Origin of the sequence: Fictibacillus nanhaiensis, from assembly GCF_036213205.1 — a bacterium.
GTDB classification, from domain to species: Bacteria; Bacillota; Bacilli; order Bacillales; family Fictibacillaceae; genus Fictibacillus; species Fictibacillus nanhaiensis_E.
In genome coordinates this window covers 56,239-76,594 of sequence record NZ_JARMFC010000018.1, presented here as the reverse complement: position 1 = coordinate 76,594, position 20,356 = coordinate 56,239, and the positions used below count along the sequence as shown (strand labels likewise).

General features: G+C 39.9%; 18 protein-coding genes and 2 riboswitches. Of the genes, 11 read left to right on the top strand and 7 right to left on the bottom strand.

Annotation, left to right across the window (positions count from 1 at the left end; all coding sequences use genetic code 11):
* Positions 1–11: 11 nt before the first annotated feature.
* Positions 12–1,505: a peptide MFS transporter gene (locus tag P4V41_RS16375; protein ID WP_328086195.1), complete on the top strand. Its 1,494-nt coding sequence runs from the start codon at positions 12–14 to the stop codon at positions 1,503–1,505.
* Between the two features lie 278 nt (positions 1,506–1,783).
* Here P4V41_RS16375 and P4V41_RS16370 read toward each other — a convergent pair whose 3' ends face one another.
* Together P4V41_RS16370 and P4V41_RS16365 are read right to left on the bottom strand one after the other, a co-directional pair.
* On the bottom strand, positions 1,784–2,164 hold the full coding sequence (locus tag P4V41_RS16370; protein WP_328086194.1) for a DUF1761 domain-containing protein: 381 nt from the start codon (positions 2,162–2,164) through the stop codon (positions 1,784–1,786).
* Between the two features lie 13 nt (positions 2,165–2,177).
* Positions 2,178–3,122, bottom strand: a complete 945-nt coding sequence (locus P4V41_RS16365) for an AraC family transcriptional regulator (RefSeq protein ID WP_328086193.1) — start codon at positions 3,120–3,122, stop codon at positions 2,178–2,180.
* 525 nt (positions 3,123–3,647) lie between these two features.
* Between P4V41_RS16365 and P4V41_RS16360 the strand changes: the two genes are divergently transcribed.
* On the top strand, positions 3,648–4,145 hold the full coding sequence (locus P4V41_RS16360) for a GNAT family N-acetyltransferase (protein WP_328086192.1): 498 nt from the start codon (positions 3,648–3,650) through the stop codon (positions 4,143–4,145).
* A gap of 613 nt (positions 4,146–4,758) precedes the next feature.
* Here P4V41_RS16360 and P4V41_RS16355 read toward each other — a convergent pair.
* The 3 genes from P4V41_RS16355 to P4V41_RS16345 form a co-directional block, all read right to left on the bottom strand.
* Positions 4,759–4,938 (bottom strand): hypothetical protein, encoded by a 180-nt coding sequence (locus tag P4V41_RS16355; protein WP_328086191.1) that lies wholly within the window; start codon positions 4,936–4,938, stop codon positions 4,759–4,761.
* A gap of 106 nt (positions 4,939–5,044) precedes the next feature.
* Positions 5,045–5,854 carry a MetQ/NlpA family ABC transporter substrate-binding protein gene (locus tag P4V41_RS16350; RefSeq protein WP_328086190.1) on the bottom strand — a complete coding sequence of 270 codons (810 nt, stop codon included), beginning with the start codon at positions 5,852–5,854 and terminating at the stop codon, positions 5,045–5,047.
* Positions 5,855–5,882: 28 nt separating this feature from the next.
* Complete coding sequence (locus P4V41_RS16345) at positions 5,883–7,274, bottom strand: LLM class flavin-dependent oxidoreductase (RefSeq protein ID WP_328086189.1); 1,392 nt, start codon at positions 7,272–7,274, stop codon at positions 5,883–5,885.
* 118 nt (positions 7,275–7,392) lie between these two features.
* A riboswitch (SAM riboswitch) is annotated at positions 7,393–7,494 on the bottom strand.
* A gap of 155 nt (positions 7,495–7,649) precedes the next feature.
* Positions 7,650–7,762: riboswitch (SAM riboswitch) on the top strand.
* A gap of 270 nt (positions 7,763–8,032) precedes the next feature.
* On the opposite strand from P4V41_RS16345, the gene P4V41_RS16340 reads away from it, so the two are divergent.
* The 9 genes from P4V41_RS16340 to P4V41_RS16300 all read left to right on the top strand — a co-directional run bounded on the left by P4V41_RS16340 (position 8,033) and on the right by P4V41_RS16300 (position 17,760).
* Positions 8,033–9,193, top strand: a complete 1,161-nt coding sequence (locus tag P4V41_RS16340) for an acyl-CoA dehydrogenase family protein (RefSeq protein WP_328086188.1) — start codon at positions 8,033–8,035, stop codon at positions 9,191–9,193.
* 117 nt (positions 9,194–9,310) lie between these two features.
* The gene (locus P4V41_RS16335) at positions 9,311–10,093 is read left to right on the top strand and encodes a DUF817 domain-containing protein (protein ID WP_328086187.1); all 783 of its coding nucleotides are present in this window, start codon (positions 9,311–9,313) and stop codon (positions 10,091–10,093) included.
* A gap of 118 nt (positions 10,094–10,211) precedes the next feature.
* Complete coding sequence (locus P4V41_RS16330) at positions 10,212–11,390, top strand: oxalate decarboxylase family bicupin (protein WP_328086186.1); 1,179 nt, start codon at positions 10,212–10,214, stop codon at positions 11,388–11,390.
* 191 nt (positions 11,391–11,581) lie between these two features.
* Positions 11,582–12,448, top strand: a complete 867-nt coding sequence (locus P4V41_RS16325; RefSeq protein ID WP_328086184.1) for an AraC family transcriptional regulator — start codon at positions 11,582–11,584, stop codon at positions 12,446–12,448.
* Positions 12,449–12,504: 56 nt separating this feature from the next.
* Entirely contained in the window at positions 12,505–12,885 is a 381-nt protein-coding gene (locus P4V41_RS16320; protein ID WP_328086294.1) for a VOC family protein, read from the top strand.
* 389 nt (positions 12,886–13,274) lie between these two features.
* Positions 13,275–13,964 carry a response regulator transcription factor gene (locus P4V41_RS16315; RefSeq protein WP_328086183.1) on the top strand — a complete coding sequence of 230 codons (690 nt, stop codon included), beginning with the start codon at positions 13,275–13,277 and terminating at the stop codon, positions 13,962–13,964.
* Positions 13,961–14,965 (top strand): sensor histidine kinase, encoded by a 1,005-nt coding sequence (locus P4V41_RS16310; protein WP_328086182.1) that lies wholly within the window; start codon positions 13,961–13,963, stop codon positions 14,963–14,965. Before P4V41_RS16315 ends, P4V41_RS16310 begins: the two co-directional genes overlap by 4 nt.
* A 97-nt stretch (positions 14,966–15,062) precedes the next feature.
* Positions 15,063–15,824, top strand: coding sequence for an ABC transporter ATP-binding protein (locus tag P4V41_RS16305; RefSeq protein ID WP_328086181.1), 762 nt, complete (start codon positions 15,063–15,065; stop codon positions 15,822–15,824).
* Positions 15,814–17,760, top strand: coding sequence for an ABC transporter permease (locus tag P4V41_RS16300; RefSeq protein WP_328086180.1), 1,947 nt, complete (start codon positions 15,814–15,816; stop codon positions 17,758–17,760). The genes P4V41_RS16305 and P4V41_RS16300 overlap by 11 nt, the downstream gene beginning before the upstream one ends.
* 388 nt (positions 17,761–18,148) lie before the next feature.
* Here the strand turns inward: P4V41_RS16300 and P4V41_RS16295 are convergent, their stop codons facing one another.
* Entirely contained in the window at positions 18,149–18,925 is a 777-nt protein-coding gene (locus P4V41_RS16295; protein ID WP_328086179.1) for a 3-hydroxybutyrate dehydrogenase, read from the bottom strand.
* 22 nt (positions 18,926–18,947) lie between these two features.
* Positions 18,948–20,234 (bottom strand): GntP family permease, encoded by a 1,287-nt coding sequence (locus P4V41_RS16290; RefSeq protein WP_328086177.1) that lies wholly within the window; start codon positions 20,232–20,234, stop codon positions 18,948–18,950.
* Positions 20,235–20,356: the final 122 nt, after the last annotated feature.

The window sequence follows — 20,356 nt, the reverse complement described above, 5'->3', positions numbered from 1 at the left end:
GAGGTTGTCATATGTCAGACATCAATAGACAGAAAATTGTGGATAGTGTCCCACAAAAAGGATTCTTTGGACACCCTAAAGGATTATTCACTCTTTTCTTCACAGAGTTTTGGGAGCGCTTTTCTTACTACGGAATGCGTGCAATCCTAATTTACTACATGTACTATGAAGTTTCAAAAGGTGGTCTAGGCTTAGAAGAGTCCACTGCACTTGCAATCATGTCCATTTATGGTTCACTCGTATATATGTCCGGTGTAATCGGTGGTTGGTTGGCAGACAGAGTTTTTGGTACATCTAGAGCATTGTTCTATGGTGGTATTTTAATCATGATTGGTCATATTGTCCTAGCTGTATTACCAGGCAATCTGACAATGCTGTTTATTTCCATGGTCTTTATCGTAATCGGTACAGGTTTACTTAAGCCTAACGTATCCAGTGTTGTAGGAGATATTTACGCTCCTGGCGATACACGTCGCGATGCAGGATTCAGTATTTTCTACATGGGTATCAACCTTGGTGCATTCTTATCTCCATTAATCGTTGGGGAAGTTGCTAAAAAGAGCTTCCACTTAGGTTTCGGGATCGCAGCCGTTGGTATGTTATTAGGACTAATTGTATTTGCTGTAACGAAGAAAAAGAATCTTGGTCTTGCAGGTACGTATGTCCCTAATCCATTATCTCCAGCTGAGAAGAAGAAAGTATCAATCATCGTTGGTATTACAGCAGTTGTACTAGCTGTTGTCTTAGGTACAACCATTCCAGCAGGTATTTTCACACTCGAAGTATTCATTACTTTAGTTGGTCTTTTTGGTATCGCGATTCCTACTATTTATTTTGTAGTGATGTACCGCAGTCCAAAAACGACATCAGACGAGCGTTCACGAATTATTGCATACATTCCGCTATTCATCGCTGCTGTTATGTTCTGGGCGATTCAAGAGCAAGGTTCAACGATTCTTGCAGCTTACGCGGACAAGCGTACAGATTTAACGTTTGCTGGACTTGAGATCTCGCCAGCTTGGTTCCAATCATTGAACCCACTATTTATTATTACACTAGCTCCACTATTCGCATGGATGTGGGTAAAGCTTGGTAACCGTCAACCGACAGTACCTAAAAAGTTTGCTTTAAGTTTGTTATTCGCTGGTTTATCATTCTTGGTTATTCTTCTTCCTGCATACTTTGGTGGAGAAGATACATTGGTAAATCCACTATGGCTTGTTCTTAGTTACTTTATTGTTGTAATCGGTGAGCTTCTATTGTCTCCAGTAGGACTTTCTGCTACAACAAAGCTTGCTCCAGCAGCATTCTCTGCACAAACAATGAGCTTATGGTTCTTGGCAAGTGCAGCTGCACAAGCGATCAACGCACAAATCGTTAAGTTCTATTCTGCAGAAACAGAAATGATGTACTTCGGTACGATCGGTGGAGCTGCGATTGTGTTATCACTTATCCTATTCGTCATCTCACCTAAGATTCAAGAGAAGATGAAAGGTATCCGTTAATCTTAAAATTAAAACCACTGATGTGATGGTCCTCCATTATGTCAGTGGTTTTTTTGTGCTGAGAAGTAGTTGATCTCCGTTTCAGGTGCTCGCTTTCCGGGGGGCGTGCGGTGAGCCTCTTAGCGCATAGCGCTATTAAGAGTCTCACCTGTCCCGCTGATCCCCCAGGAGTCTCACCCCTTACACTCCAATCAACTTGCCAATGATGCCGTTTAAAACACAAATCATATGTTCTTTAAAACATAAAAAAGAAGCTTATCACTAAGCTCCTTCAAACCTTAATTCATCCAACCATGCAACAATCCTAGTAAGGTGAAAATCACCAAGTGGTCTCCGATTGCAATGATAAAAGACTTTCTTGTCAGTAGACCAAAAAGTGTGTTTTTATAATAGACCATCGTAATCAAGATCCCTATGATGAACCCAACCATGAGTCCTTCTCCCGCACTTTCAGCTCCAATTGATCCGATAAGATAAGACATAAGAAATGAGCTGATAAAGGCAACGATTACGGAAAAAATGTATTTAAAAGGTCCTGTCTCACCATTCTCCTTTTTCTTTCCGAGTATCGTTGAATAGTAGATGCCCCCGTAGATCATATATAAAAGTCCCCCAGCGATAATCGCTGTCGTGTTTAATAGCACTCCGTTTAGTTCCATAATGGCCCCCTCGTTATTTTGGTTCAATGGCTAGTGCTATCGCTTTTATCTTACTTTCCCGTTTTAACGTGTCTTTGTTCTGTTGAACCTGTACAATTTCTACTGGATTACTTAAGTACTTAAAACCACTTCTTGGCAGCCAATAGCTATACAGTTCGGAATAACACTCGATTATGAGATTGCGCTCTGAATAGTCGACAGGCTCATCAAATTCATAAATCACATGTTTCCCACCAACGAAATCAGATATATCTTCACACAAGTTTGAATTAGCTATTGATCCACTGATTGATAGATGACAATCATATCGGCATTTGTCTGGAGGTGTGATGTATGGATTGTTTCGCGGTACACCTAGAAACACCGTATGTGAATCAATCAGATTTCTTGATTCACACCATTTATGAACTTCTTCCCAAGCTTCAGAAACTCCACTCGTATACGTCCCAAAATGATGACCTTTCACCGTAATGCTGTTTGGAAAAGTTTCAATTCTTATTTTAGATAAATCTAGCCATTTAAACTCATTATAAGAAGCTTTGTCCTCTTTTTCTTTCGATGGATTGCGAACTTGTTTAGATTTCTTGCTATTTTCATATTCCCTAGGAAACTGCTGGAGGTATGCTCCTTCTCTCCAGTTCTTTGGGCTCGTTTTGAAATACGAATGAAACGAATACGTGAAATACGATAAGGATGAAAAACCACACATCAATGCAATCTGAGTGATAGGTATATAGGATTCATAGATTAATCGATGTGCAGCGTTCTCTAAACGAAATCTTTTTACATAGGCAGCCGGAGTTTCCCCAACGATACTTTTAAAAATACGCTGAAAGTGAAAAGGAGAATACGTAGAGATGTTAGCAAGTTTCTCGAGTGGCAGAGAATCTGCTACATGCTCTTCGATATACTCCAAAACTCTGAAGATCTGTTTTCGTTGCTCGCGCTCAACACTCATAAAATGTGTACTCCTTTTTTATGCTAGTTCTTAAATTATAAACGAATTTTTGTATGTAATTGTAAATGAATTTTTTTAGCATCCATTTTTCAATTTCGTCCAAACCATTGAGACAAGCTTGCGTAAGATAGAGTAGAGAAGAAAACAACATTGTTTGTTTTTTCTCAACAGTTCGCTCATAGAAGGGGGGGTCTATAGTGAACGAATTATTACGAAGCCTTTTTGGATCTAAGAAAAGAAAAAAATGCTGCAAGAAAAGACCTGATGTAGCTTAAGCAGGTGGAAAGCCGAGGAGTTCTCCTCGGCTTTCAGTATTTTCAGGAACATTTTACATAGCGCCTTTTTCATAAGACCTAGGACGGTATCCAGACCCTTTTAAGGACAAGCACATATAGTACAAGCAAGGGGGATTTTTAATAAAATAATAGTCATGTTCTATGTAACCTAAGTGTTTCTAAAAGTGAATCATCTTCTATTTATTTCTTTATATCTTCCCTTCGTAAAGTAATATAAGGGGGAATATATTTGTATATTCGCAAACGGATTCCTGGTAAGGACGATCCTTTTTTAGTTGATATGGTAGTAAGTAATTTTCAAGTTCGTAAAAGCGTGATTGAAATGATTATAAACATGGCCAACGAGGTCATGATTGTTTGTGACAGCAATGACACGATCATTGGCTTTGTCTGCTATCGATTTAGAATCGGGCCAACGATCTTTGTTGACTATGTTGTGTTAGATACGAAACATCAAGGAAAAGGTATCGCTACCTCATTTCTTCCCGTATTTGAGAGTCACCTCATGAAACAAGGAATTCGCAATGTATTTGGTACGGTCGATGAAGAGAACACTGATGCTCTAAGGACTTTTCAGCATTGGGGCTTTAAAGTACAAGGCCAGCTAGGTTCTAGCATCGTTATCCAAAAAGAGCTTACAGCGTCTCCTTCTTTTTCAGCGCCAGCTGCTAGTGTTCGTTCAAATTCAAGCGTAAGAAAGCTTTCTACTCCTCCATCGCTTCGCTAAGTAATGGAAAATATTTAAGCAGATCTTCTATGTGAGGTCTGCATTTTTATTTCTATGAATTTTATTTCATTGATACTGTTACTCCAATCAAAGATTCAAGTAGAAAAAGTCTGAAAGCACAAATTCAAACGAGCATTTCTATTGTATAGAGAATTTTCCATTTCACCTTCCATTGCAAGTTGGTTGAAGCGGAAGGTTGCCGACTCCTATGGGACGAGCGGTCAGGTGGAGACTCCTAATGGCACAAAGCGGCAGTCCGAAAAAGTGGAAGTGACTCGTTTAGCCCCGACAAGCAAAAGGGAAATGGGCTAGGAAGACGTACTTTGCCTTCTTGACCGTTTAACTTTAGACCTCGAGGGGCTAGTCACTGCAACTAGACAGGAGGCTCACCGTTCGCCCCATGGAAAACGAGCAACCTGGAGCGAAAATCAACTACTGTCAAAGTCCCCGAGGAATGCGAGTATCTGGAACGTATATCAATACTTCCAAAAGCATCCTTTAAAAAAGTCCCCTAAAAAAGAAAATAAATAAGCCAACTCATGATTGCTCGAAGGACAAATCACTAAGTCGGCTTTTTAACGTTTATAGTAAGAATGTATAAGTCTTATTGTTCTTACAGATCTAAGAGATTTTGTTGGCGTCTCGTCTTTTTAGATCCGTTCACTTGATTATTAGATGGATTGAAGATCTCTTCAATATATCTTTGATGCCAGTCACTATTAAGATCATTATCAGAACAGATACAACCACTTAGATCATATCGGAAAAGGCCACAGTGTGGGCAGTTACTCATATTAATCCCCCCTTGAATCAACATAACTTATTCTATGAGCATTTAAGAGAGTTGGTAACGGCTTTCGTACAGCTTTTCCAAAATAAGATGCTGTTTTTTTATGAATCTATTTGCTCATCCAATCTGGCTTATGAAACTCCTCAAAGTCACTTTGTATGACTTTTTTGAACGAGTCTGATTCTACTGCCGCTTTTAGGTCTTTAGCGAGCTGTGAATTTTTATCTTTCTCTAGCACTACGATTCGATTGATGATCTCTTCTGGAAGTTTATCTTTTACAAGCGCATCTTTTAAATCTAGACCAGACGATATCGCAAAGTTTCCGTTTACCGCAGCTAGATCTACCGAATCTAACGTTCTTGGTGTTTGAGCAGCTTCAACAGGCTGGAACTTCAAGTTCTTTGGATTTTTTGTCACATCTTTTTCTGAAACTCGTAACGGATTTGCTGAAGAATCGATCTCGATTAGTCCATTGTCTCTTAAAACGGTAAGCCCTCTTGCTAAATTCGTAGGGTCATTGGCTAGTGAAACCGTGCTTCCAGGCTTAATCTCGTCAATTGACTTGAACTTTTTAGAATAGATTCCGATAGGTGCAGTGGGCACGGTAACGACTGAAGCTAGTTTCATATCATTCTCTTCTGAAAAAGCATCCATGTACACTTTATGCTGAAAAAGGTTAGCATCTAACGAACCACTCTTTAAAGAGATGTTCGGCTGTACATAATCATTGAACTCTTTTACTTCAACACTGTATCCTTTTTCCTCTAGGTAGGGCTTCACACCTTTTTCAAGCATGTCGCTGTATGGTACGGTCGCGCCAAGCGTGATCTCTTTACTTTTTTGTTCACCCGAAGCACCACACCCCACTAAAACGCCGATTAATAGGGCTGCTATTACAAATATGCTAAATCGTTTCATATGTTTTCTCTCCTCACTCACTCTCAATTTATTTACTTTCCGTTAACACTGGTCTAAATCTAGCTGCAGGATGATCGTTCGGCAGCAGACGCTTTCCGGCTGAAAATAATTTTTCACGAAGCGTGCCACTGTTGTACTCTTTTTTGTATAATCCTCTTTCTTGAAGAACAGGTACAACAAGCTCTACGAAAGCTTCTAAGTCTCCTGGGGTTACAAGGTGATTTAAATTGAAACCATCCACGCCAGACTCTTCAAACTGCTTTTGTATCCCATCCGCTACCTCTTCTGGATTGCCAACTATAAAACTACCTCTGTCTGGTGACTCGAAGCGGTTCAACACTTCTCCCACTGTTAACGCTTTAGGAGCATCGGTAGTTAGCGTAGCGGCTTTATAATGTCCGCCTTCTGTTGATTTGTTATACGAGAATGGAAGTTCTGGATCTAAAGCTTCATATTCCGCTATATCATATCCACTTGCTCCATATTGAGCTTTGGCGGCATCGGCACTCCAAACACTTGCATACTCTTTGAATTTTTCCTCGGCCTCCTCAGTCGTTCTCCCAACTACTACGTTTAAAAAAGAAAAGATTTTAAGATTTTCTGGATTTCGGCCGTGTTTGATAGCGAGTTTACGAATATCGTCCGCATAAAAACGAATTCTCTCTGGCGTTGGACCACCTACAAAAATACATTCAGCATGCTTGGCCGCAAAGTCACGACCACGCTCAGACGTTCCCGCTTGGTAGATCACAGGTGTTCGCTGCACAGAAGGCTCGCTTAAGTGCGGTCCTTCAACGCTGAAGTATTGACCTTCATGGTTGATCTCATGGACTTTTTCAGGATCCACTAGTTTATTGGCTTCAACATCTTCTACAACCGCCCCATCTTCCCAGCTGCTCTCCCAAAGCTTATACGAAACATCCAAATATTCATCCGCGATGTTATACCGTTCATCATGCTTAATCATATTCTGCAGTCCAAAATTCCTCGCCGCGTTTGGCAGATAAGAAGTAACAACATTCCAAGCGATTCGCCCATTCGTTAGATGATCTAGGGTAGAAAAACGACGCGCGTTGCCAAACGGCTGTTCATACGTTGTGCTCACTGTAACAGCAAAAGACAAGTTCTCTGTTACGCTTGCCATAGCTGACACGAGAAGTGCGGGATCGTTTAGAGGCACTTGAAGTCCGTCACGAATAGATGGAGCTTTACTTTGTTTATAAACGTCATAAACACCTAACACATCTGCAAAGAATACAGCGTCAAACTTACCTCTTTCTAAGAGCTTCGCATACTCGATCCAGTAGTTCAGATCTTTGTAGCTTTTATGTCTCTTGTTCTCCGGGTGCTTCCAAAGACCATGAGAATTGTGCATGGCACTTGTCATCTCAAACGCGTTTAACAATATTTCTTTACTCAACCTACATTCCTCCGTATCCAAATTTTTTGTACCCGCTCCAAGAGAAAATAAAAAAACCTCTTCGGCAATTTAGAAGAGGTTTGAAAATACGTAAAATAAACAAACGTATATAGTTCTCCTCTTATCTTTCAAGCTCTCGCCTGCTGGAATTGGCACAGTCCTAAAAATAGTTGTTGCCGAGGCTTCAAAGGGCCAGTCCCTCCACCTCTCTCGATAAGGAATCGATAATATTCAATTTAGTAACGAAATATACAGGAATAAAAATAGCCTGTCAATGGAATTTGAAGAAATAAAATAATTTTCTTAACAATCAGTTTTTAGTTGACAGCGGTTTGCTTTATCCTCTATAGTGATGACTAATAATTAAATAAATGAATCTTATCAAGAGTCAGGGGAGGAACTGGTCCTACGATCCTGCAGCAACCGCTTTGTTAAAAGAAAGGTGCTAATTCCAGCAGATGTTTTTTTGAATGTCTGATAGATGAGAGAGCGTGTAATCATATGGAATCTACGTCCTCTTTCGTCTTTGAAAGAGGGCTTTTTGTTTTCTCCGCTGTTCTTGTGTGTAGTTGATTTCCGCTCCAGGTTGCTCGCTTTCCGCGGGGCAGGCGGTGAGCCACATTCGTTCGTTTCACTCTTAAGTGTCTCACCTGTCTAGTTGCAGTGGCTAGCACCTTGCGCTCCAATCAACAAGCTATGAAGTTTTAAAAAACCAAGCACTGATAAAAAACTTATTGCAATAACTTTAGGAGGGAACTATGAGCTTACCTTTGAGAAAAACCACTGAGATAGATCATTTTGAAGAAGCGATTAATACTGCGCTAACACTGAAAGACATTTTCAAGAAACGTGCAGAATTTGTAGATCGAGAGGGTGTTTTTCCTTATGATAACTTTCAAGACCTAAAGGAACAGGACTTCCTGGCTCTTACCATTCCAAAAGAATATGGTGGTAAAGGATTGAACCTTCTTGAGTTCTTAACCATTCAAGAACATATAGCTGAGGGGGATGCCCCTACTGCTCTTTCTCTTGGTTGGCATCTGGGTACTCTTTTAGAGGCAGCTGAAAACAGGCATTGGAATGGAGATGCGTTCGCTGATCTTAGCCAAAAAGTTGTGGAACAAAAAGCACTTATTAACCTGGCGCAAACTGAGCGGGCAACGGGAAGTCCGTCTCGCGGGGGTATTCCTACTACAACAGCAGTCAAGAAAGCTGACGGATGGATGATCAACGGAAACAAAGCTTTTACTTCTATGGCAGAAGCCCTTGATTACTCTATCATTACGGCTACCCTTTCAGAAACCAACCATAAAGGATTCTTTTTAGTGGATCATCGGGAAAAAGGAGTTTCTGTAAAAGAAACGTGGGACAGCATTTCTATGAGAGGCACCAAAAGTGATGATCTCCTTTTAAAAGACGTTTACGTGCCACAGGAAAATCTTCTTGTTGTTGAAGATGGAAAGAATATCATTCCTAAAGGCTGGTATCTGCAAGTCCCTGCTGTGTACTTAGGTATCGCAAGAGCAGCTCGGAATTACGCGATTTCATTTGCATCTGAATACAGCCCTAATACTTTGTCAGGACCCATTTCAGACGTACCTGAGGTGAGAAGAAAGGTCGGTAAGATCGAACTTGAGTTATTCCAAGCCAGAACAATTCTTCATGCGGTTGCTGAAAAATGGGTAAACCAACCTGAAAAACGTAAGAATTTAGGCACAGAACTCGCTGCCGTTAAGCATTCTGTCACAAATAGTGCGAACAGAGTCGTTGATCTTGCGATGAGAATTGTTGGGGCTCGTAGTCTTTCTGTACAAAATCCGCTTCAGCGACACTTTCGGGATGTGAGAGCTGGTCTTCATAATCCACCAACAGATGATGCGATTGTCTATTCGTTAGCGGATGTAGCGCTTAATAAGTAAGTCAACTGACAGATTCATGTTAAACTCAACATTTTTTTATATGATGAGATTTAGATCACCATAGGTTATTATGGATACAATATATTTCCATATCAATCGATAAAAGGTGGTTTGCTCATGAGGGCGCTTCTTACATTCACTTATTTACAAGCACTTTCTTGCATCTTTCCAGTCATCATCTTTGGTGCGTTAGCTCTTTCAAAGTTCGTCAGCATTCCGTTCATCCCTCGATACGATTTCATACTCCTTCTCTGTCTCATCACACAGGTTGCGATGATCGTAACGAAACTTGAAACGATAGATGAACTAAAAGTCATCTGTGTCTTTCACTTGATCGGACTTGCTTTAGAACTATTTAAAGTTCATATGGGGTCTTGGAGCTACCCTGAAGAAGGCTATTCTAAGATTTACGGTGTACCTCTATACAGTGGTTTTATGTATGCAAGTGTTGCGAGTTATATTTGCCAAAGCTGGCGGAGGTTAGATCTTCAGATTAAGGGATGGCCAAATCCAACCTTTTCTTTCGGTATATGTGTACTCATTTATTTCAACTTTTTTTTCCATCATTATTTATTCGATGCCAGATGGATTCTGATTCTGCTTTTATTCCCTATCTTTTATAAGACGGTTGTTCATTATACGATCAACGAACGTGTTTATAAGATGCCGATTCTTCTTTCGTTTTTGTTGATTGGATTTTTTATCTGGATCGCTGAAAACATTACAACGTTTCTCGGTGCCTGGCAGTATCCCAATCAAGAAGCCTCTTGGTCGCTCGTGCATATTGGTAAGATCAGCTCCTGGTTCTTGCTCGTAATCATCAGCATCATTATCGTTGCACAATTAAAACGCATTAAAAGCCACCAAAACGAGATTCCCACACATACAAAACACCTTTAAGTTGCGGAAAGCTTTTAGGTGTTTTTTTGTTGTTAAAGAAATTTGCATGTTCATGATGTCCTCACCATATGAATACAGAGATGACGATTGAATCTTCTTATAGAGAGGAGCTCATCACATGGATAACGACAAAAAAGAGCAGGAGCAACGAAGACAAATGCAGATTCCTCAACCGATTCGCAGTGATGGTGCGGGTGCGACCGATTTAGGACCTCGCGACATTATGCGTGATATACAAAATCCCGATATGTTAGTTTCACCTGTAACGGATGCAGGAACTGTACCAAATTTGCGCTTTTCTTATTCAGATACACATATGCAGTTAAACTTTGGTGGCTGGTCGAGAGAGATTACGGTTCGTGAGCTTCCTGTCGCAAAGACACTTGCCGGTGTAAATATGCGTCTGACCCCAGGCGGTGTACGAGAGCTTCATTGGCACCAAGAAGCGGAGTGGGCTTATATGATTTTAGGCCGTGCTCGTATTACCTCGGTTGATCAAAACGGCAGAAATTTTATCGCCGATGTTAGTGAAGGTGATCTTTGGTACTTCCCTCCCGGCATCCCTCACTCCATTCAAGGTCTTGAAGAAGGCTGTGAGTTTTTACTCGTATTTGATGATGGGAATTTTTCCGATTTGAGCACATTCTCAATTTCAGATTGGTTTGCACATACACCGAAAGAAGTTCTTTCAGCAAACTTTGGTATACCGGAGAGCGCATTCGCTAACATTCCGACTGAACAACGGTATATTTATCAGTCTGCCGTTCCGGGTCCGATTGAAACACAAGCTGTACCTGATCCATATGGAACTGTACCTTTAAGCTTCACGCACCGTTTAATGGCTCAAAAACCACTCGTTACACCCGGTGGGACCGTACGCATCGTAGATTCTACAAACTTTCCAATCTCAGAGAGAATCGCTGCTGCTTTAGTAGAAATAAAACCTGGCGGAATGAGAGAGTTGCATTGGCATCCGAATAATGATGAGTGGCAATATTATTTAGCTGGTAAAGGGCGCATGACCGCTTTCGCCGGAAATGGAACAGCACGAACGTTTGATGTAAGAGCTGGAGATGTAGGATATATTCCATTTGCATTCGGTCATTATGTGCAGAATACCGGAAATAAAAGTTTATGGTTTTTAGAGATTTTTAAAAGTGATCGTTTCGCAGATGTTTCCTTAAACCAATGGATGGCTTTAACACCTAAAGAAATCGTGCAGAGTAATGTGAACGCTAGTCCTGAACTCATGAATTCCCTTCGAAAAGAAAAATGGCCAGTTGTGAAATATGATTAGCTAAGAATACTCAATACCAACTCCAATCGCTACTCGCTTTGAGGACGCAAAGATATAAGTAACGTTAGAAGGTGAACAATATCACCTTCTTTTTTCATTGTTTCATGTGGAACAATAAGAAAAAGTTTCTCTTAGATTTCGCGGGGATAAGGTATAATTTTCCTATTAGTAACTCTATTAGGAGTAATCATATGACTGAAAAAAACGTACGCAAATCCAATTACATCCTTCATGCAAAGAGTGCGCAATTTCATTGGGATGGCACTGGACTTCTCTCTATTAAAACCTTCTCAAACGGAAGGGCTCATTACAAAACGAACCGAGGATATTTTGCTGTTGAGGAAGGAAGTTATCTGCTACTCAATCAAGGTCCCTACACCATAACCATAGACGAACAAAAAGAAGTAGAATCATTCTGTGTCTTTTTCCAAGAAGATTTTGCAAACGATGTATTCCGCAATCTATCAGCTTCCAACCACCAACTATTAGATGATCCTTTTAGTCATCATACATCTGCTTCTTTTTTCGAAAAAACGTATGAACAAAGCCCTTTTCTAACTCATCATATGAATCTTTTAAAATACAAAATAAATCAGTATCCTAATGATTCAAGCTTGTTAGATGAACAGTTTCATTCCATTATGACCTCTCTATTACTAGAACAAATGAAATCTTTTAAAGAAATTGATCGGCTAGATTTAGTTCGAAAATCTACACGCGAAGAAATATACAAACGGGTCAGCATCGCACATGAATATATAAAAGCCTTTTATGATAAACAACTTACGTTAGACGAGATAGCAACAGTCTCATGCTTATCTCCTAATCACCTGCTAAGAAATTACTCAAGCATTTATAAAAAAACACCTTTTCAGCATATTACAGACTTAAGAATCGCTAAATCAATAGCGTTGCTCAAGACTTCAGAATGCTCTATGACTGACATTGCCTATGAAATCGGCTTGAATAACCCTGTTTCATTTAGCAGATTATTTAAACAACATATGGGTATCTCTCCCCTTCAATATCGTAAAAAGGTGATTTCGGATAAGAAATAGCCTTTATTACTGTTTATGATGAAGAAGAAAACGATAAGGGAGAGATTAATATGACCATTCAAACGAATAACATTCAAAAAGTTGGACAAGTTGCTGTACCTGTTCTAGATATCACACGCTCAATTCACTTTTATAAGGATGTATTGGGTTTACAACTGCTGTTCAACACCGATAATATGGCTTTTTTAAATTGTAACGGTCTAAGAATACTTCTAAGTCTTCCTGAAAAAGATGAATATACTAAAGCGAGCTCAATTATATACTTTCAAGTAGAAAACATCACAGAAGCGTATGAAGAACTTAAAGACAGAGGCGTTGCCTTTATAGACTCCCCCCATATCATCGCTAAGATGGAGGGTACCGAAACATGGATGGTATTTTATAAGGATTCAGAAGGAAATACCCATGCTTTGATGAGTGAGGTTGCAGCATCATAAGTTTTCTAGAAAAGATGCCTATATATAGAAGGCATCTTTTTTTCTGCTATAACTTGGCATCACTTTTCCCTTCATCATTGTGAAGTTGGTTGGAGCGTAAGATGCGAGACTCCTCGAAAATTAAACATCAAATTTTCTTCGTGCGATGTGTCGCTGCCGTAGCCTTTCTTGTCCTGCGGAATCAGTGGGACAGTTGAGACTCCTAACAGCGCAAAGCGCTAGGAGGCTCAACGCACACCCAGCGGAAAGCGAGCGATCTGAAGTGGAAACCAACCACTTTCAAGAGCTCCGAAACATATGAAAACCAATAAAAAAAGGCACATCCTAGATAATATCCAAGTTTTGCTATACACTAAAAAACATATCAAGCAATGATGTGGTGATAAATAATGTTTAAAATTTTGCTCATTGAAGATGATGCAACGCTATTCAGCGAGATCAAAGAACGATTATCCCAATGGTCATATGATGTGTATGGCATTACTGACTTTGTTCGGGTGATGCAGGATTTTACAGAGATTAAACCTGATCTCGTTGTCATCGATATTCAGTTACCCAAGTTCGATGGATTTCATTGGTGCCGAAATATTAGATCGCATTCTAATGTACCAATCATCTTTCTGTCTTCACGTGATCATCCGAGCGATATGGTGCTATCCATGCAGCTCGGTGCAGACGACTTTGTTCAAAAACCGTTTCACTTTGAAGTATTGATCGCGAAAATTCATGCGATTCTTAGGCGGGTTTATAATTACAATACAGACACTGTTAGTCTCAGAACGTGGTGCGGCGCTCAAATCGATTATGAAAAGAATGTAGTAACGAACGAAAAAGGTTCTGTTGAACTTACAAAGAATGAAGTGTTTATTCTGAAACTCTTAATCGAGCACAAGAATAAGATTGTTAGTCGCGATAATCTCATCAACAGCTTATGGGACGATAAAAAGTTCATTAGTGACAATACCCTTACCGTGAATATGAACCGTTTAAGAAAAAGACTAGATGAAATTGAACTCGGACAATTCATCGAGACCAAAGTAGGACAAGGTTATCTTGCTATAGAAGAGGATTCTGTATGATTAAACGCTTTTTAATCGAACGAAGCAGCTGGATTGTCCTCTTTTTATTACAGCAGATCATTTTCCTCCTGATCGCCTTTCTTGATCCAGCGATTCCCCTTTCTGCTGTTGGCTATATCGTGTTTATTTCATTAATCGTCTTTGTTATCTTTCTTTTCTATCGCTCTCAAAAGGAAACAGCCTTCTTTCAACAGCTTGAGGAAAGGGAAAATGATTTTGACCTTTCTAATATGTCATCACCTTCTTCGCCTTTTGAGAAAATCGTTGAAAACAGCATCATAGAACAAACGAAGCATTTAAAACAAACAGCATCTGAGAATCATTTACTCATTGAACAGGAAAAGGACGATCTCCTAGCCTGGATTCATGAAGTAAAGACACCACTGACAGCTATGCACCTTATGATACAGCGAATGGACGATACGCCACTAAAAGGTGATCTGACGTACGAGTGGCTTCGCATCCACCTTCTGCTCGATCAACAGCTTCATCAAAAAAGGATTCCTTTTATTGAAAACGATCTTTATATGGAAATAACGGAGCTTGAGACACTCCTTTTTTCTGAACTAAAAACATTGCAATCGTGGTGCATTCAAAAAGGAATCGGTTTTGATTTTAACCTTGAAGTCACTCATGTCTTAAGCGATGCAAAATGGCTAGCCTTTATCGTTCGTCAGATCTTAACGAATGCCGTGAAATATAGTCATTCTTCAGAGATCATCATTAACAGCTTTAACTTCAACGACAGAAACTATTTAACGATTCAAGACTTTGGTCGCGGAATTGATACAAAGGATATGCCTCGTATCTTTGATAAAGGATTCACGTCAACGACAGAACATCAGGATCAAGCGTCGACCGGCATGGGTTTATATTTGGCCCAAAGAGCAGCAGACTCCTTACATATTCAACTTTCTGTAGAGTCAAAGCGAGATGAAGGAACAACCATTACGCTCGCTTTTCCAAAAAGAAATGAGTTTGATCAAACGAGGGGCATGTGACGAAAGTGTCACATGCTTTTCTGTTTTGTTATGTGAACAGAAGGAAAAGAGCTGGAATGCTTTCTATAATGAAACTATAGAGAGGGGAAATAAAATCATGAGTATATTGAAAGCAGCTAAGCTTCATAAGAGCTATGGAAATAAAAATAATAAACAGCACGTCCTAAAAGGCATTGATCTTTCGGTTGAAAAAGGTGAGTTCATCAGTATTATGGGAGCATCTGGCTCTGGTAAAACGACATTGTTGAATGTCTTATCCTCCATCGATCAAGTGAGCGAAGGTACAATTCATATCAACTCATTTGAGATGACAGCCATGAAAGAAAGACAGTTGGCAGAGTTCAGAAAGAACCACCTTGGCTTTATCTTTCAAGATTACAACCTACTAGATACATTAACCGTTAAAGAAAATATTTTGCTGCCGCTTTCGATAACGAAAACATCGAAAAAAGAAGCTGAAAAGAAATTTGAGCACGTCGCAACTGAGCTCGGTATTTCTGAGATAAAAGATAAATATCCGAACGAGATCTCAGGTGGACAAAAGCAGCGAACATCTGCAGCGCGTGCATTCATTCATGAGCCGAGCATAATCTTTGCTGATGAACCAACTGGTGCTCTCGATTCCAAATCCGCATCTGACCTTCTAAACAAATTAAGCGGGCTTAACCAGAACAGACAAGCAACGATTCTTATGGTGACCCATGATCCTGTAGCAGCAAGCTATTGTAGTCGTGTTGTTTTTATAAAAGACGGACAGATCTACACACAGCTTATGAAAGGAGAACAAGATCGTCAGGATTTCTTTAAGGATATTATGAAAACGCAAGGTGTTTTAGGTGGTGTTCAACATGAACATTAATCAGCTCATTTTCCGTAATCTAAAGAAAAACTTACGAAATTATTATCTATATGTTTTTGCTTTAGTGTTCAGTTCTGCTCTTTATTTTGCTTTTGTGACGCTGCAATATGATCCATCGATGGATTCTGTTGAAGGTTCTGTAAAAGGTGAAGCCGCGATTCGAGCCGCTTCCATCTTACTGGTCGTAATCGTTTCGGTCTTTTTACTTTACGCGAACAACATCTTTATCAAACGACGCAGCAAAGAAATCGGGTTGTTCCAATTGATCGGAATGACAAAGGGAAAGATCTTTCGCATTCTTTCTATTGAAAACTTATTCCTATACTTTGGTTCCCTATTGATTGGGATTTTTGCAGGATTTTCGTTCTCAAAATTAATGATTCTCGTTTTGTTCAAGACGACTGGTGTTGATTCAATCGCATCACTGCGGTTTTCACCACAAGCCCTTGTTCAAACGATTCTTGTTTTTACGGCGATCTACCTGTTAATCATGATTATGAATTACACGTTCATTAAAAGACAAACCATTCTATCTTTGTTCCGTGTCACTTCTTCTACAGAAATCACAGTGAAAAAACTATCTCGCTTTGAGATGGTGATGGGAATCGTGGGTCTCGTTCTAATCACGACAGGTTATATCGTATCTTCCAAACTATTCGGCGGCGATTTTACAACGATGCCTCAATTATTTGGAGCCATGATTTTTATTTTGGCAGCCGTCATTTTAGGTACGTACTTCTTTTACAAAGGCTCAGTCAGTTTTCTGCTAAACCTAGCGAGAAAGCGAAAAGGTGGCTACCTGTCCATCAACGAGGTGATGTCACTCGCATCCGTCATGTTCCGCATGAAATCAAACGCACTTCTACTTATGATTATTACAACTGTATCAGCTCTTTCAATCGCTTTGTTGTGCCTTGCATACATCTCTTATTATTCAGCAGAGAAAACGGCTGAAAAAAACGTTCCGCATGACTTTTCAATCATTGATAGAGATTCAGCCGATACGTTCCAAGCTGCTTTAGAGAAAAACAATATTCCGTACACCGAAAAATCGATTGAAGTAATTCAAGTGACGGTTAACGCCTCGCAGCTTATCGATCGTAGCTTAGAAGAGCTCGTAATCGATCCAAAAGCGATGCCACTGCCTTTAATCAGCGAAAAGTCAGTATCCGGCATGGAAGTTTCACCGGATGAAGTGGTCTTTACCGGCTATGACGACCTGCTTCAAAAGTTTATGCCATTAAAAAATTCTGGATCTATTAAAATTAAAGGAAAAACCGAAACGCTCACTCAACGTTATGTAGGCTTAGAAGATATTTATCCCGTATCCTGGTATTTCACAGCTGGAGGTGTTCCTACTGCGATCGTGGATGATGCTGTTTTTACAAAGTTGAAGAGTGATATCGATCCTAAGGTCCAGAAAGAATCTACCCTCTATATTGGGATAGACATTAAAAATGAGGAACAACTAGAAGAAGCAGATAAACTGTTTAAATCTACCGAAACATACAAAAAGCTATACAACGAATCCCGTCATGAGATTAGCACCAATCAAAAGAAAAACATGGGACTCACGATGTTTATCGTAGGTTTCTTAGGACTGACTTTCCTCGTCACCTCAGGGTGTATCCTCTACTTCAAACAGATGGATGAGGGAGGAAGTGAAAAACCAAACTACATGATTCTGAGAAAACTAGGTTACACGCAAAGTGATTTATTGAAAGGCATTCAGTATAAACAGCTCTTTAATTTTGGTATTCCATTGTTGATCGGCTTGCTTCACAGCTATTTCGCCGTGCAATCCGGCTGGTTTCTGTTCGGAGCTGAACTTTGGACACCGATGATCATCGTCATGGTCATGTATACGATCCTCTATTCGCTCTTTGGCGTGCTCTCTGTTCTTTATTATAAGAAAGTGGTTAGAGAAGCACTTTAGCTTGATGCTCGCTTTGCTATATAGGTGATAAATTGTATAAAAAGAACAAAAATCGACTAAAACATGATGATTTAGTCGGTTTTTTCTATGGTATACAAATCTTAAGCTTTATTTCGTGTCTCATAGGTGATTTTAATTGATACCATAAGGGGTATATGGCAAGATCATTCCGGAAAATCCGGTCCTGATTCGTTAAATATTAGGATTAATTCCGCAAGTTTCGTCTATAATTCCACAAGTTTTGCTCATCTATCGACGAGTCGACATTAATCGACTGCTACCCCCTATCCATATACCCTCAACCCTGATAAACAAAGGCCGCCTCTTATAACACACAAAAAGAAAACCCCAGCCAAAATACATGGCTGAGGTTCATCAAAACTAAAAATTATTGAGCTGTATAACCGCCATCGATTACGATTGCTTGTCCTGTTACACTCTTCGCTTTGTCGCTTGATAGGAACATCGCATAGTCTGCGATCTCGCTAACTTCCATAAGACGTTTTTGAGGAACTAATGGATAGATAACTTCTTCAAGTACTTTATCTAATGTAACGTTTCTTGTTTTCGCTAAGTCTTCCATCTGACCGCGAACAAGTGGCGTATCAACATATCCTGGGCAAAGTGCGTTAACTGTAACACCTTCTGCTGCTGATTCAAGTGCTGCAACCTTTGTTAGACCGATTACACCATGCTTAGCACTGTTGTAAGCAGCTTTTCCAGCAAATCCAATCAAACCATTGATGGATGAGATGTTGATGATGCGTCCGAATCCTTGCTTTTTCATGATCGGCATAACATGCTTTGTTGCGATGAATGGAGCTGTTAGCATGATTTTGATCATTAGTTCGAATTTAGCAGTTGGAAACTCTTCGATTGGTGAAACGTGCTGAAGACCAGCATTGTTGATCAGAACGTCAACACGGCCATACTCTTTGTGTGCTGTTTCGATCATGCTCTTGATGTCTTCTTCACTTGTAACGTCTGCTTTAAGACCGATCGCTTCAAGTCCAAGACCTTTTAGTTCTTCTGCAGCCTTTTTAACGCCTTCTTCATTAAGGTCTGTTAAAACTACTTTGCTTCCGTTTTGAGCGAATGTTTTTCCGATTTCAAATCCGATACCACTTGCAGAACCTGTAATAACGACTACTTTATTTTCAACCACACTACTCACTCCTAAAAAGTTTTTATATAATACCCATGCTTGCCATAATGATTCCAACAATTACAGCAATCGTAGGGATAATTAAAGCGACAACAAATACATCTTTGTACGTTTCCTTATGCGTTAACTGTGTTACCGCAAGAAGTGTTAACAATGCTCCGTTATGAGGAAGGATCGATGCTCCAGATGCAATGGATGCCATTCTGTGGAACGCCTCAGGACTCATACCCGTTGACTGGGACAACTCATAATATGTTCCGCCAAGAGCTTGTAATGCAATTCCCATACCACCTGAAGCTGAACCTGTAATCATTGCTAAAAGCTGTACGACTAAGGATTCAGATACGAGCGGGTTGCTCGAGATTCCTAAAAGTATATCTGTGATTTTGTCAAAGTCCGGTACACTCGTTACAACTGCACCGAATCCAACAGCAGCACTCGTATTAATGATTGCCATAACAGAACCTTTAGCACCTTCGTTCATAGATGGGATGAAGGTTTTGTATTGCTTTGCATTAATAATAAGAATTGCTAGAATTCCTGCTAATAACGAAGGAATTGGAGCGATTTTTAAGAAATTAAGTAAAATAACAACAACAATTAACGGGACTAATGAAAGAATCCAGTTTGGAAGTTTTTCCTCATTTTCATCTTCATTCTCTTTTGATTTATTAGGTTCTGTATACTTTTCGCCAGCTGCTGTTAAACGCTTCTCTCTGAACTTTAGCCAGAAATATCCGCCAACTGCCATGATTAGCGTAGCTACAATACCGATAATGGTACCCGCCATTGGGGTTGTCTTAAACGTGTTCATGGGAATTAAGTTTTGAATCTGCGGTGTTCCTGGTACCGCAGTCATCGTAAACGTGAATGCCCCAAGAACGATCGTAGGTGCGATTAACCTTCTAGAGATATCTGCTTTTTTAAATAATGCCAATGCGATAGGATAAATCGCGAACACAACGACAAACAAACTTACGCCACCGTAAGTTAAGACAGCTGATGCTACCAAAACTCCGAGAATCGCACGTTTTTCACCTATAAACTTTGTAAACTGAATCGCAACGGATTTAGCAGCTCCCGTATCTTCCATTAACTTACCGAGTACAGCTCCTAATAAGAAGATTGGGAACCATGCTTTTGCAAAATCTACAAAGCCAGTCATATACGTATTGGTATACGCGTCCATCAAGTCTAAACCACTCATTAGAGCGACAACACCCGCTACGATTGGAGCGACCCAGATGATCGACCAGCCCAGGTATGCAAAAAACATGAGTAAAGCCAGACCTATTATGATACTAATCAAAATCTTTCCTCCTTTTTTATATAGAAAGAGTGCGCTTTCATCAATAAGCACTTACTTTTAAAAAGTTTTCTTGCACGAAGGACATTTTACTCCTGTGTATTTATTAAGTAAAATGAATTATA